The organism is Streptomyces sp. NPDC044064, from assembly GCF_056434245.1.
On the sequence record NZ_JBWKFN010000027.1, the window covers coordinates 91,817 to 105,944 of the forward strand.

General features: G+C 72.8%; 10 protein-coding genes. 6 read left to right on the forward strand and 4 right to left on the reverse strand.

Annotated elements, in window-relative coordinates; translation table 11 throughout:
* Positions 1-5: 5 nt before the first annotated feature.
* Entirely contained in the window at positions 6-1,856 is a 1,851-nt protein-coding gene (locus AC07DS_RS34625) for a lasso peptide isopeptide bond-forming cyclase (protein WP_479151821.1), read from the reverse strand.
* A 25-nt stretch (positions 1,857-1,881) separates the two neighbouring features.
* Entirely contained in the window at positions 1,882-1,992 is a 111-nt protein-coding gene (locus tag AC07DS_RS34630; protein ID WP_106434143.1) for a keywimysin-related RiPP, read from the reverse strand.
* 595 nt (positions 1,993-2,587) lie between these two features.
* Between AC07DS_RS34630 and AC07DS_RS34635 the strand changes: the two genes are divergently transcribed.
* From AC07DS_RS34635 to AC07DS_RS34650, 4 genes are read left to right on the forward strand one after another with little or no spacing between them, the layout of a single operon-like run.
* Positions 2,588-3,721: a leucine-rich repeat domain-containing protein gene (locus AC07DS_RS34635; RefSeq protein WP_479151823.1), complete on the forward strand. Its 1,134-nt coding sequence runs from the start codon at positions 2,588-2,590 to the stop codon at positions 3,719-3,721.
* Positions 3,718-5,520 carry an ankyrin repeat domain-containing protein gene (locus AC07DS_RS34640; protein WP_479151825.1) on the forward strand — a complete coding sequence of 601 codons (1,803 nt, stop codon included), beginning with the start codon at positions 3,718-3,720 and terminating at the stop codon, positions 5,518-5,520. Before AC07DS_RS34635 ends, AC07DS_RS34640 begins: the two co-directional genes overlap by 4 nt.
* Positions 5,517-6,728 carry an AAA family ATPase gene (locus AC07DS_RS34645; RefSeq protein WP_479151826.1) on the forward strand — a complete coding sequence of 404 codons (1,212 nt, stop codon included), beginning with the start codon at positions 5,517-5,519 and terminating at the stop codon, positions 6,726-6,728. The genes AC07DS_RS34640 and AC07DS_RS34645 overlap by 4 nt, the downstream gene beginning before the upstream one ends.
* Positions 6,729-6,769: 41 nt before the next feature.
* Positions 6,770-7,927 carry a vWA domain-containing protein gene (locus tag AC07DS_RS34650; RefSeq protein ID WP_479151890.1) on the forward strand — a complete coding sequence of 386 codons (1,158 nt, stop codon included), beginning with the start codon at positions 6,770-6,772 and terminating at the stop codon, positions 7,925-7,927.
* A 26-nt stretch (positions 7,928-7,953) separates the two neighbouring features.
* On the opposite strand, the gene AC07DS_RS34655 is transcribed toward AC07DS_RS34650, so the two are convergent.
* Entirely contained in the window at positions 7,954-8,304 is a 351-nt protein-coding gene (locus AC07DS_RS34655) for a hypothetical protein (protein ID WP_479151828.1), read from the reverse strand.
* A gap of 162 nt (positions 8,305-8,466) precedes the next feature.
* Between AC07DS_RS34655 and AC07DS_RS34660 the strand changes: the two genes are divergently transcribed.
* The gene (locus AC07DS_RS34660) at positions 8,467-9,912 is read left to right on the forward strand and encodes a gluconokinase, GntK/IdnK-type (RefSeq protein ID WP_479151830.1); all 1,446 of its coding nucleotides are present in this window, start codon (positions 8,467-8,469) and stop codon (positions 9,910-9,912) included.
* Between the two features lie 141 nt (positions 9,913-10,053).
* Positions 10,054-11,295 carry a D-mannonate dehydratase ManD gene (manD, locus tag AC07DS_RS34665; RefSeq protein ID WP_479151832.1) on the forward strand — a complete coding sequence of 414 codons (1,242 nt, stop codon included), beginning with the start codon at positions 10,054-10,056 and terminating at the stop codon, positions 11,293-11,295.
* 76 nt (positions 11,296-11,371) lie between these two features.
* Here the strand turns inward: manD and AC07DS_RS34670 are convergent, their stop codons facing one another.
* Positions 11,372-13,744, reverse strand: coding sequence for a SpoIIE family protein phosphatase (locus tag AC07DS_RS34670; protein ID WP_479151834.1), 2,373 nt, complete (start codon positions 13,742-13,744; stop codon positions 11,372-11,374).
* Positions 13,745-14,128: the final 384 nt, after the last annotated feature.

Consider the following 14,128-nt stretch of genomic DNA (forward strand, 5'->3'; position numbering starts at 1 on the left):
TCCGGTCAGGGCTGTGGGACACGGCTGTGGCCGCGCTCCCTTCCACGCAGCCACACCTCGGCGGCGATCGTGGAGTACAGGATGGCCTCCGACAGTCCCGGGGAGGCGGGCCGCCGGGCGAGGCGGCGCAGCTCGGCGCCGTCCACCAGGCCGAGCTCCTCCAGCCGCGAGTTCTCCCACAGGGCGAGCAGGTCGCCGCGGTGCCGGCGCAGTCCGTCGGAGGCGTCCATGGCGGCCGTGGCCTTGTTGGCCCGCCGCAGGCAGGCGTCCGGCACGATGCCGCGCATCGCGGCGCTCAGCACGGGCTTGTACCGCCAGGGCGTGACGCGCTCGCTCGGACGTACGGCGAGACACGCCTCGATGACGCGGTCGTCGAGGAAGGGAGAGGCCATCGGCAGGCCGGCCCGGGCCGCCATCCGGTCCCACTGCCGGATGACACGGGTGCACGAGCGGATCTGCTCCAGGTCGGCGTGCAGTCCACGGTCCGGATGGAGCGGCGAGACCGTCGCCGCGGCGGCGAGCAGTGCCCGGCGGGCCATGCGTTCGGCGTCGGGAGTCACCCAGCCGAACACGCGCGGGGCCATGCCCCAGCCGAGACCCGTGGCGACGGTCGGAGGCGACGGGGCACGCAGTTCACCGGCGGCGCCGCCGAGCCACTTCCCGTACGGCCGGGAGTCCGCGAGAGCGCGGACCGTGCCGCCGAGCGGCCACTGCCACAGCGCCCGGAACCCCCGCAACTGCCGCAGGGCGAACAGCGGGCGGGTGCGCAGCAGCCGGTGGTAGTAGGCCTCGGAGCACCAGGCCACGTGGTCGCCGCCGATCCCGGTCAGATGCAGCCGGCTGCCGCGTGCCGCGAGACCGGGCAGATGGTGGAGGACCCGGGAGCGGTCCATGACACCGATGGTGGGCTCGTCGAGCAGGTCGTCGATACCGAGCAGGTCCTCGTAGACCAGTGGTGAGGTGTCGGCGTCCCAGACCACGTGCTCGACGTCCGGGAGGTACTCCATCGCCCGCTCGGCCCAGGACAGGTCGGTGTCCGCCGGATCGCGTCCCGGCCAGGTACTGGCCACCACACGGGCGGGGGAGCGGTCGGCAAGGAAGCAGACGGAGGTCGAGTCCAGGCCGCCGGACAGGTCGCAGCTCACCACGCCACCCTGCCGGGTTCGCGCCCCGACGGCCTCCGCCAGCGCCTGCCGGATCAGGGGCGCCGCTTCGGCGAGCGGCCGGACCGGCTCCGGCGGCGTCCACCACCGCGTGTGCCGTACGGTGCGCCCGTCCGCGGCGACGACCACGGCGTCCTGCGGAGCGACGGCGGTGACCGGACGCCACATCGACGTCTCGAACAGCGGATACGGGGCGGGCCACAGCAGCCTTGCGGCCAGTTCCTCCACGTCGGGGTCGAGGCCCAGGACGGCGGCGAGCGTGTCGGCCCTGGTCGCGGCCACCCGCACGCCGTCGATCTCCGCGTGGAAGACGAGCCGAAGTCCGGAGGCCGTGCCCTGCACCCTGATCCGTCCGTCGAGGGTGCCGACGAGATGGAAACTGCCGGGCAGGGACCGGGCCAGGGCGTCGAGCTCCGCGAGATCACGCAACCGTGCGGTCCGGCGCCGCAGTTCGTCGGGGTCGACCGGGCAGCAGCCGACGACGGCGATGCGGGTGGCGCCCACGCCCGCCGTGACCACCTCGTCGTCGTGCCAGTGGCCGACCAGCCAGGGCCGGCCCGACGCATGCGCGAGGGTCCGGCTTCCGGGGCGGGCGAAGAAGCGGGCCACGGCGGCCGCGTCCGCACGGTCCGTGAAGACCGCGAAGTGCGCGTCGCCGGGGCCCGTCCCCGCACTCTCGTGCAGTTCAGTCATGACGTCGGTCGATGACCGTCGGTCGTCAGTTCTTGCTCAGGATCAGCCGGTCGTTGCCGTGGCGCCCCAGGAGCCCGGTCTCCTTCCGGAACGTACCGAGCCGGACGAGCGTCGGCGCCTCATAGGCCTTCTTCATGACCACTCCTCACATACGGGTTTCCCGGCCACTTCCCCTGACCGACGGCCGTGCTCGTCGGGAGCCCGGCCCAGGAAGTGGACGCAGCACATAGCTAGCTGCAGAGCGTGAGATCGGGGCAAGAGCCCCCAGGAAGGTCGGATAATAGAGAAAATCTGGATCGATCGGGTTGTGCGCCCCGTCGCGATCTGGGCGTGAACGCAGCGGTGTTGGTGTGCGACCCGGGTGTGCGCATGCGCGAACAAACGTTTTTACGTGGTACCTCGCCGCGCCTCTCGGGCGCGCCGGACGGCGGCTGAGGGTGGGCGCCGCCGGGCGCTCGGCGCCCGCGGCCGTGCTCCCTTTTTCGCCCCTCCGCCCGAGAATCAACTGGGTTCGAACGCAGAGGCGACAGCCGCTATGATCTCCGCGGCAAGGCTGTAGCGCAGAGGTCGTCGCGCCCAAGCATCAAGCTGGAGGACGTCGGTTCGAATCCGGCCAGCCTTGCCGCCCTTGTCGTGGAGGAAAGTCGATTGGCGTCGGTTCGTCCTGGGCGGGCGGAGGGCGATGCCGCCCTCGGCGAGCCGGGCACCGGCGATGGACCGGTGGAGTGGTGATGACGCAGCCGACGCCCGTACGCTGCCCCGCGATCGAGCACCCCGACATCCCGATGAGCGATCCCGCGGCTCTGGAGCCGCTGCTCGCCCGTCTGCGGTCCACCCGGCCGGTCGAGGCCGACGAGACCTTCCCGCTCGGCACGGTGCGCGCGGACGGACGTGTCGACCTGTGCAAGCAGGGCCTCGGAGCGGCCGGCGCCGCCCGGCTGATGCCCGTCGCCGCCGCCTCCGCGCACGCCGGGCACGTCCTGCTCGGCACCAACGCCATCGGGAACGAGGGAGCCCGCACGGTCGCCGGCGCGCTGGCCGACGGCCACGGCCTGCGCACGCTGTACCTCGGCTGCAACCGCATCGGCCCCGAGGGCGTCACCGCGCTCGCCGATGCGCTGACGACGGACGGCACCGTCCGCGCCCTGTGGCTCAAGCGCAACCCGGTGGGCGACGAAGGCGCCCGCGCGCTCGCCGCGATGCTCCGCCGCAACACCACGCTGCGCACCCTCGACCTGGTCAACACCGGTCTCACCACCCACGGTCTGCGAGCCCTGTTCGACGCCCTCACCGACCGGCCCAGCCCGGTCGAACGCCTCTTCCTCGGCGGCAACGGCCTGACCGCCGACGCGGCCCCGCTGCTGGCGGCGCTGATCCGTGAGGCGGGTGTGCGCGAGCTGTACCTCCCGGCCAACCACCTCGGTGACGAGGGCGCCGCGATCCTCGCCGCCGCGGCCGACCCCGCACGACCGGTGCGCCTGGGCCTCGGCGGCAACGGGATCGGCCCCGTCGGAGCCCGGGCCCTCGCCGACTCCCTCGGCGGGATCGAGGCACTCGACCTGGGCCGCCCGCCGTCGGAACGCAGCCTCGGGGCCCCCGCCAACACCACCGGCGACGAGGGCGCCCACGCGCTGGCCGCCGCCCTGCCGGGCAGCCCGCTGCGCCGGCTGGAACTGTGCCACACCGGACTGACCGGCCGGGGCGCGAAGACGCTGCTGGCCGCCGTGCCCGACAACTCGTCCCTGGAGTACGTCGGTCTGGGGCCCGGCCTGCCCCGCAAGGTGAAGCGGTCCTTCACCCAGCGACTGCGGCCCGTCGGCAGGGCGCATGCCGACCTGCGCGCGATAGGGAGTGTCTACCGTTGAGCTCTCACATCGAACTGCGTTGCTTCCCCGCGGACGAGGCGTCGAGCCGGCGCCGGATCCGCCGGTACGCGGTGCCCGGCCGGATGATCGAGCGCGCGACCGAACGCCGTCTGGCCGGTGACTGGCGCGGCGCCTGCGCCGCGGCGAACGTCGACGTCGCCTTCGACCTGGCGGAGGTCGCCGGCCACTGTGGCGACGAGGTCGCCGCGGCTCTCGAGGACGACCTGCGCCACTTCGCCCCCGACCTGCTGCGCTGGCACCTGCCGCGCGTGCTCGGCGGGCGGACCACACTCGCCACGGACACGACGGTCGTCCTCGCGCGCTACCGCCCCAAGGCAGCGGACGAGGGCCGCCGGGCCACGCCGTACCTGCACATCACCACTCCCGCGATGATCGACGGACCGCAGCGGATCGCCCTGCGGTTCAGTACGGTGACGGACGAGCAGGCCGCGGGCGTCTTCGGGCGCACCACGCAGGACTGGCGGTACGCGCGGCACCTGTGGGACGCACGGCACGCCGCCGAGCTGCGCGAACGGTGCGGCGGCGGCACGGACAGGCCGCCGTTCCTGCACGCCGACGCCACCCCGCGCGGCACGGACGAACTGCCCGCGGCCGACCCCGGCGACGGCGACCCGGCGGCACGGGCCGAGTGGGTCACGCTGCTGCACCAGAAGGGCGAGACCCAGGCCGCCTTCGCGGCCGCCGGCATCGAGCTGGACCTGACACCCCCGCAGAAGTCGGGCTGGTACCAGGTGGATCCGGAGCAGCTCCTCGGCGGGCTCGCGATCGACCACACCCGTCTGGAGCCGGAAGTCCGCCGGCACATGGCCGAGGGTGTCGGTGACCGCTTTCTCATCGCCGCGCACTGGCGGACCTACATCCTGCTGGAGCCCGTGGACGCCGGCGGGCTGCTGGCGCGGGCTGTCGACCGGGACGACGTGAAGGGCGAGCCCATCCTCGCCGCGGCCCTGTGGCGCAGGCTCCCCGACCTGGACCTGATGCGCGGCGGAGGCATCGCCGCGGAGCACCTGCATCCGCTCGTCCGTCAGGCGCTGTTCCCCGCCCTCCGGGCCCCGGACAGCCCGGTCGGCCCGCCAGGGGCACCGGCTCCCGCACCCGTACGGGTCAGGTGCCGCGGGGAATGGCACGAGGTGGCCTTCCGGCCCGGCGGCCTGCTGCACATGCCGCACAGCGACGAGGAACAGCAGCGCGAGCGCGCCATGCGCGCCTTCGGCGGTGCCGTCGCCGGATGCTTCGCCGTGGAGCAGACGTGGACCTCCGGAGAGGGCCGTCTGCCGAAGGCGCTGCGAGCACAACGCCACGAACTGTTCCTGCGCGCCCAGCACGGTGACACTCACGGCGTGCTGGAGCTCCTGGACGCCGGTGTCGACCCCCGCGTGCGCGACGCCGGCGGCCGCACCTTGCTGCACGTACTGAACCTCCTCGACCACGAGACGCTGCTGCCGCGGCTGCTGGCGGAGGGACTGGATCTGGAGGCCCGGGACCGGCGGGAGCGCACGCCGCTGTTCGTGGCGGTCAACGACCTCGGTTCGAAGGCGCTGGTGGAGGCGCTCGTCGCCGCCGGGGCGCGACTCGACGTGATCGACCAGTCCGAGCTGTCGCTCGCCCAGCTCGTCCGCCGGTACAAGCGGCCCGACCTGGCCTTCCTCCGGGAACGCGTGCAGGAGGAGCATCCGGGCGTCGGCGCCGAGTGGTGGGACGAATGGATGGACGACCAGGACGAGTACTACTCCGATGAAGCCGACGAAGCCGACGACGAGGAAGAAACAGCCCCTTGAGCACCGACCGTACCGTCCCCACCGCGCCGTCCGGCCCGCTGGCGGCCGCGGACGAACTCAACCGCAGGCTGCGCTCACGACGGACCGAGCCCGCCGCGAACCCGCAGCTGGAGGCGCTCGCCCTCGCCGTGACGGCCAATCAGCCCGTGCTGCTGTGGGGCGAGCCGGGAATCGGCAAGTCGGCCGCCCTGGAGCAGCTCGCCGCCGGGCTCGGTCTGCCGCTGGAGACGGTCATCGCCAGTGTGCACGAGCCCTCCGACTTCGCCGGGCTGCCGATCGTCGGTGACGACCCCGCCGTGACCGGTGTCCCGATGGCTCCACCGGACTGGGCGGTCCGCCTCGCCCGGGCCGGACAGGGCCTGCTCTTCTTCGACGAGCTGTCCTCCGCACCGCCGGCCGTGCAGGCCGCGCTGCTGCGCGTGGTGCTCGAACGACGGGTCGGCAGCCTGGTCCTGCCGGAGGCGGTGCGCATCGTCGCCGCCGCCAACCCGCCGTCCAGCGCGGCGGACGGCTGGCATCTCAGTCCGCCGCTCGCCAACCGGTTCGTCCACCTCGAATGGACCCACGACCCCCGGACGGTGGCCCGCGGCATGGCCGGCACCTGGCCGGAGCTGACCGTGCCCCTCGTCTCCGCAGGCAAGGTCCCCGGTGCGGTCGCACGGGCCCGCGGTGCGATCTCCGGCTTCCTCACGGCCCGGCCCGGCCTGGTCCACCACATCCCCGGCGACGCCGAGAGCCGCGGCCGGTCCTGGCCGTCCCCTCGTACCTGGGAGATGGCACTCAAGCTGCTCGCCGCCGGGTACGCGGCCGGCGCCGGCCGCGAGGCGCTGGCCGCCGCGCTCACCGGCGCCGTCGGGGGCGGCGCGGGCATCGAGCTGCTGTCCTACCTCGAACACCTCGATCTGCCCGACCCCGACCGGGTCCTCGCCGACCCGGACGCCTTCGCCCTGCCCGACCGCGGCGACCGGCAACTGGCGTTCCTCATCGCGGTGGTCGCCGCCATCCAGAGCGACCTCACCCGGCCCCGGTGGGAGGCCGGCTGGGCGGTGCTGGCGAAGGCCGTCGACGCGGGCGTACCGGACGTGGCCGCCCGGGCCGCCACCGACCTCGCGGCGATGCGGCGCCTCGACTGGCCCGTACCGCCCGGCATCGACGGGTTTCTGGACCTGCTGCAGATGTCCGGGGCGCTGCCCGGCGCCGGCCGGTGAGCAGTGCGGGGACGACGGAGGAATCCCGCCGCCCCCTGGACATGACCAAGCTGCTCGGCGCCCGTTCCCGGGCGGCGAGCGACCGGCCCTATCTGGCCTCGGCGTTGTACGCCCTGACCGTCGTCCCGAGCACAGAGGTCCGGACGATGGGCGTGGACCGGCACTGGCGCTGCTACGTGTCGCCCGCCTTCGTCGACGCGACGCCGGTGCCCGAGCTCGCGGGCGTATGGGTGCACGAGGCGGCGCACCTGCTGCGCGACCATCACGGCCGGGCGGACCGTCTCCCGGCCGCCGCCCAGCGCGACTGGCACCGTGTCAACGTCGCGCAGGACTGCGAGATCAACGACGACCTGCTCGCCGACGGCCTGCGGCTGCCCGAGGGGCGCATGGAACCCCGCCTCTTCGGCCTCCCCGAGGGCCAGTTGTTCGAGGTGTACCTGGACCGGCTGCCGCCGCATGTGCGGGCGCCGGACTGCGGATCGGGCGCCCACGGCCGGCCCGCGCCCTGGGAACTCCCCGACTCCGCCGGCCCCGCACGGCTCGGCGACGTCGAGGCGCAGGCCCTGCGGCGGCAGACCGCCGACGCGATGCGCGCCCATCAGCGCACCCGTGGCACCCTGCCCGCGGGCTGGCAGCGTTGGGCCGAGGAGGTCCTGGAGCCCACGGTGGACTGGCGGCGGGCGCTGTCCGGCGCGGTCCGGGAGGCCGCCGCATGGGCCGGCGGAGCCGTCGACTACACCTACCGCCGCCCCTCGCGCCGCACCCCGGCGCTGCGCGGTGTCGTCCTGCCGAGCCTGCGCCGGCCGTTGCCGCGGGTGGCCGTCGTCATCGACACCTCCGGTTCGATGGGCGACGCCGAACTGGCCGCCGCCCTCGCGGAGGTGACGGGCGTCCTGCGCGAGGTGGGCGTACGGGGCAACCGCGTGACCGTGCTCGCGTGCGACGCCGACGTGCAGGCCGTGTCCCGGGTGGCCGCCACCGAGCAGATCACCCTGGGCGGCGGTGGCGGCACGGACATGCGCGTCGGCATCGAGGCGGCGCTCGCGACGCCGGACCGCCCGAGCATCGTCGTCGTCCTCACCGACGGGTACACCCCCTGGCCCGACGAGAGCCCGCCCTGCCGTGTCGTCGCGGCCCTGATCGGCTCCGCCGCACCACAGCCCCCGAGCTGGGTGGAGACGGTACGCATTCCCACCTGACACGGGGAGCCCGGCGCACTCCCGGCTCACAGCAGCAGCGGAAGACTCACCAGGGCCGCGCCGCTCGCGCCGAGCGCCGCCAGGATCGAGGCCGGCCAGTTGCGGGACTGGGCGTACGTCAGCAGACCGGCCAGCAGTCCCGCCACCACCGCGGCCAGGAGTATGAGTGCCCAGCGCAGTGACAGCCGCTCCGGCGGCGGCGTGGGCGAGGTCGGTTCGGGCATACGGCTCTCCTGCGGCTGCGTCAGAACGGGGACGAGGCAGCCCTGCGTCAGCTGCCGCGCGTTGACTCCGGCCCTGCGACGGCGCACATCCACCCGCTCCGGCCGGTCCTGGGCGATACCGAAACCTTTCGAATGGGTGACCACGCTACTCATGTGATCTAGGTCAGAGAAGGCCTCTGATGCTTCGTCAACGGGCCTCGGAGTCGCATGGCAGGGGATGGAGCGCTCCGGCGCGCGCCCCCAGGGCGTTCCGTGCTTCTTCAGGCGGTGTCCGGACGGCTGACCAGTCTGCCGCTGTGACCTAGCATCTGCGCCATGACTGGTCCCGAAGCCGACCCGCCCGAAGGAACCGAGGACGCGTTACGGGGCTCCACCGCGAGGGTGGTGGAGCGACTGGGCTGCCAGATCGTGGAAGGCGGCAAGCCCCGCGACCACCACCTCACCGTGGACGCCGTCACGCAGGAGTTCGAAGTCACCCGGCCCATGGCCCGCGAAGCCCTGCAGTCGCTGCACCAGAAGGGCCTGGTGAATCTGCAGCCCCGGATCGGGGCCACCGTCCAGGCGCTGGAGCGGTGGGACCTGCTGGACCCCGACGTGATCGCGTGGCGTCTGGAGGTGGCCCCCGACAGCCAGATGCGGTCACTGACCGAGCTGCGCGAGGTGATCGAGCCCCGGGCGGCCAGGCTGGCCGCCGAGAGCCGGTCCGCGGAGATCTGCCACGACCTCACCAGCCACGCCCGCACCCTGCTCGCCCTCAGCGAGGACCCGGACTTCGCGCAGCCACTCGAGGGCGCGGCGATCCGGCAGCGCTTCAGGGACGTGGACGCGGCCTTCCACCGGACGCTCCTCGCCGGCTCGCGCAACGAGCTGTTCGTGCGCCTCTCCTATCCGGTCGTCATGGCACTGAACCACCGCATCGACAGGAACTGGGCCGGCGCTCTCCAGGAGGCGATGATCACGCCGACGCGGGCCGTTGCCGGCACCGACACCGTCCAGAGCTATCCCACCCGGCCGGAACCGATCGCCATGTGGCTGCACATGGGTCTGGCCTACGCCATCGACCAGGGTCTGGCCACGGCCGCCGAGGCCTTCGCCGAGGCCCTCCTCGCCGAGATCCGCAGCGGACGGCTGCACGATCCCGGCGTGCGCGACCGACTGCGGGCGGGCCTGGACGGGTTCAACACCAACGGGCTGCCACCCGCTCATCGAACCGGGTTCCAGGAGGCCATGTCGGGCTTGTTCCACGCCCGGCGCGCACCCGTTGTCGTCATGGGCGTGAGCGGGTGCGGCAAGAGCACCGTGGGCCGCTACCTGGCGGACTCGCTCAGGGTGCCGTTCGAGGAGGGGGACAGCTTCCATCCCCGGCGCAACGTCCGGTCGATGGAGAACCGCACCCCTCTCGACGACCGCAGCCGCAGTCCGTGGCTGGCCGCCCTCGCGGGCCGTATGCGGGCAGCGGGTGCGGAGGAGGGACTGGTGATCACCTGCTCCGCACTCAGGCGCATCTACCGCGAGTTGCTGCGCGTGGCCCGGCCCGACGCGTTCTTCGTGCACCTGACGATCGACCGGGAGACGGCCACCACCCGTGTGGAGAGCAGGAAGTCGCACTTCATGCCCGCCGCTCTGGTGTCCTCGCAGTTCGAGGACCTGGAACCGCTCGAGGACGACGAGGCAGGGATGACCGTCGACGCCACCCTGCCGCTCGAACGCATCGTCGCCGAGGTCCAGACCGTGCTGGCCCGTCGCACCCGGGGCCGCTGACCCGGGTGTCGTCCGGGCGCGGCCACCGCACATGACCGCCGCGCCCTCCGAGAGGACCGCCCGAACCGACCGACCGCCCGAACCGCCCGAACCGACCGACCGAACGGAACGACCGAACCGCCGGAAAGTGGGGGATCCACCATGCAGATCGTGTCCGCCGAGGTGATCGTCACCAGCCCGGGACGGAACTTCGTCACCCTGCGCATCACCACCGAGGACGGCGTCGTAGGCCTGGGCGACGCCACGCTCAACGGCCGCGAGCTGGCCGTCCACTCCTACCTGGACAGCCATGTCGTGCCCCTGCTCGTCGGGAGCGACGCCTCCCGCATCGAGGACACCTGGCAGCAGCTCTACCGAGGGGCGTACTGGCGGCGCGGCCCCGTGACCATGGCGGCCGTCGCGGCCGTGGACACCGCGCTGTGGGACATCAAGGCCAAGTACGCGGGGATGCCCCTCTACCAGCTCCTCGGCGGGGCGTCCCGCACCGGCGCCCTCGCCTATGGACACGCCTCCGGCCGCGACGTGCCCGAACTGCTCGACTCCATCCGGGCGCACCGGGAGCGGGGCTACCGTGCCATCCGCATACAGACCGGGATACCCGGCTTCGACTCCGTGTACGGCGTGGCCGCGTCGAGCGCCGGCGGCGGAGACCGCTACGACTACGAGCCCGCGCGCCCCGTCGGCGGCGGCCGGTCCCTGCTCACCGTGGAGACCTGGGACACACGCGCCTACCTACGGCACCTGCCCGGCGTCTTCGAGGCCGTGCGGGCGGAGTTCGGCCCGGAACTCCCGTTGCTCCACGACGGACACCACCGGATGACCCCGATCGAGGCCGCCAGGTTGGGCAAGGCACTGGAACCGTACGACCTGTTCTGGCTGGAGGACGCCACACCCGCGGAGGACCAGGCGGCCCTGCGCCTGATCCGGCAGCACACGACGACACCGCTGGCCATCGGCGAGGTCTTCAACTCCGTGTACGACTACACCACGTTGCTCAGCGAGCGCCTGATCGACTACGTGCGCTCCGCGGTGACCCACACCGGCGGCGTCACCGCGATGAAGAAGCTGCTCGACCTCGCTGCCGTCTACGGCGTCAGGTCCGGGATGCACGGTCCCACCGACATCTCCCCGGTGGGCATGGCAGCCGCCCTCCATCTGGACCTGGCCGTGCACAACTTCGGCATCCAGGAGTACATGCGCCACTCCGAGCCCACCCTGGAGGTGTTCCGCACCTCCTACCGGTTCGAGCAGGGCCTGCTGCATCCGTCCGACACGCCGGGTCTGGGCGTCGACCTCGACATCGAGGCGGCACGTCACTTCCCCTATCAGCAGGCGTACTTGCCCATCAGCAGGTTGCAGGACGGGACCGTGCACGACTGGTGAGAGCCGGTGGGACGCCGCTGGTGCGTCCGGGGCCGGTGCGACCGGCCGTCCGGTGCGTCCGCCGTGGCAGGGGCTCCTAGGGGATGGCCAGTTCGGCCCAGATCGTCTTCCCGGACGAGGTGTACCGAGTGCCCCAGCGCTGAGACATCTGGGCGACGAGGAACAGGCCGCGGCCGCCCTCGTCGTCCCGGCGCGCTCGCCGTAGGTGGGGTGCGGTGTGCGCGTTGTCGGAGACCTCGCACAGCAGGGAGCGGTCCTTGATCAGCCGCAGCATGACGGGCCCGGTGGCGTACCGGATGCTGTTGGTGACCAGCTCGCTCACCACGAGCTCGGCGGTGAACGACAGTTCGGACAGGCCCCAGTTCTCCAACTGGCGCTCGGCGATCGTGCGCGCGTGCGCCACCATGGCCGGGTCGGGCGGCAGTTCCAGGTCCGCCACCCGGTCGGCGTCGAGACGCCGCGTGCGGACGAGCAACAACGTGGCATCGTCGGCCTGCGGTCCGGGCGGCCGGGCCGACAGCGCCCGGTCACACAGTTCCTCCAGCGGGCAGCGTTGCCAGGTCAGCACATGGGCAAGCCGGTCGATTCCACTGTCGATGTCGGTGCGCCGGTCCTCCACGACGCCGTCGGTGAAGAACGCCACCACGCTGCCGCTGGGGAGGTTCAGGTCGACGTTCTCGTAGGGCAGGCCGCCCAGCCCCAGGGGCGGTCCCGGCGCCAGCGCCGACAGGGCCACCGAGCCGCTCGCATCGGCCACGATCGGCGGGGGATGGCCCGCGCTCGCCCAGGAGCACCGGCCGTTGACCGGGTTGTAGATCGCGTACAGGCAGGTCACCCCGAGCGACTCGTCGCTCAGCCCGTCGTTCCCGTGGGGTTCCGCGTCCTGCGCGACCAGGCCGTCCAGCCGGGTGAGCAGTTCGGCCGGGTCCAGGTCCAGCAGGGCCAGGGTCCGCACGGTGGCGCGCAGCCGGCCCATGGTCGCGGCCGCGTGCATGCCGTGGCCCACCACGTCGCCGACGGTCAGGCCCACTCTGGCACCGGACAGCGGGATCAGGTCGAACCAGTCGCCGCCCACGCCCACGCGGCTGTCGGCGGGCAGATAGCGGTACGCCACGTCGACCGCGCTCTGCTCGGGCAGGTGCTGGGGCAGCAGGCTGCGCTGCAGCACCAGGGCCGCCGCATGCTGGCTGGTGTAACGGCGCGCGTTGTCGATGCCGACGGCGGCGCGCTCGGCCAGTTCCATGGCGAGCGTCTGCTCCTCGGGTCCGAAGGGGTCGGGGTTGCTGCTGCGCCGGAAGGTGGCAAGGCCCAGGACCGTATTGCGGGTGAGCAGCGGCACGAAGAGGCAGGAGTGCGAGGGGGCCGGTCGCTCCCCGCGCGGCGCGTCGGGCTGGGAGTCGTCGACGACGAGGCGGCCGGTGCCCAGACTCTGCGCCTGCGGTGACGACGGTGGGTAGGAGACGGGACTGGTCCGGAACTCTTCCGGCGTCCTGCCGTGCATCCGCAGCAGACTGTGCCCCGGCGCCGAGCCCGTCGGCGGCTGCCGGCCCTCCATGACCGCCGGCGGCAGGTCCACCAGCACTTCGTCGGCCAGCTGCGGCACTGCCACGTCGGCGAGCTCCGCGGCCGTACGCCGGACGTCCAGCGACGCACCGATGCGCTTTCCCGCCCGCACCAGCAACGACAGCCGTTCCTGGGCACGGTAGCGCTCGGTGATGTCCAGGGACTCCTCGAACAGGCCGAGCAGTTCGCCGCGGGCATCCACCAGCCGGTGGTACGAGCAGGACCAGACGTGCTCGCGCACCGGGTCGGCCGGGGCCCGGCCGCGATAGTGCATGCCCATGATCGGATCGCCCGTCGTCATGACGTGCTCCATGATCTGGTCCTCGTCCGGGGGGTGGTGCCGGGAGATGAATTCGCCCTCCGGAAAGAGATCCGCGGCCGGCCGGCCGATGTAGTCGGCGATCCCCGCGAGCTCCTGATCGGTGGAGACGTTCCCCCAGACGACGCGCATGTCGGTGTCGAAGATCGTCAGGCCCACGGTCGACTCGGTCGCCAGCCCCTGCAGCATCGCCAGCTGCGCCTCCCAGCCGCGAAGCGCCTCCAGCTCGGCCGCGACCACGACGGTCGCGGCGACACCGAGGTGATCGAGCGGGCTGAACGTCACGGCCGCGCGCAGGGTGCGTCCGTCCCGGCAGGAGAGGTCCAGGACGGTGCTGCGGGGCCTGTGCGTCCTGCAGAGAGCGGACAGTCGCTGCCCGGGGCCCGCTGCCAGCAGCCGGCCGGCCGGCTTTCCGAGTACGTCCTCGGGCGAATGCCCGAGGAGGCGCTGGGCCGAGGCACCCCACCCGGAGACGTTGCCTTCGGCGTCCAGTACCGCGGCGGCGGCTTTGGAGAGGTCCAGAGGACTGTGGAAATCTACGTCGGCGGCATTCGGAAAACGATCCATGACACCGCTTCCCTTCGTGCTCCCTCAGCATCCCGTGCCGCACGACGGACGACAACCGCACGCGCGATCGCCACCGCCGCGCTCCACCGGCAGCCCTTCACCAGGTGCGTGACCATCAGCGCGGCCGGCCCGGGGCCGAGCGCGACAAGGACCGTCGGGTGGCGCATCCCCGCCACCCGGCACCGAAAGTGCCCCGCCGATCAGCACGGCGGCGACGATGGCGGGTATCCGCACCAACAGCAGCAGGTGTGTGCCGCTGGTGTCGCGCGGTCCCTTTCGGTGCCGGCTTCGATCTCCGCTGCCGGTCGGAGGACCCCGAGTGTCCGCAGCCGGTCACCGAACGTGACGTGGAGCGGCACCACCGAACCGCCACACCACGCGACG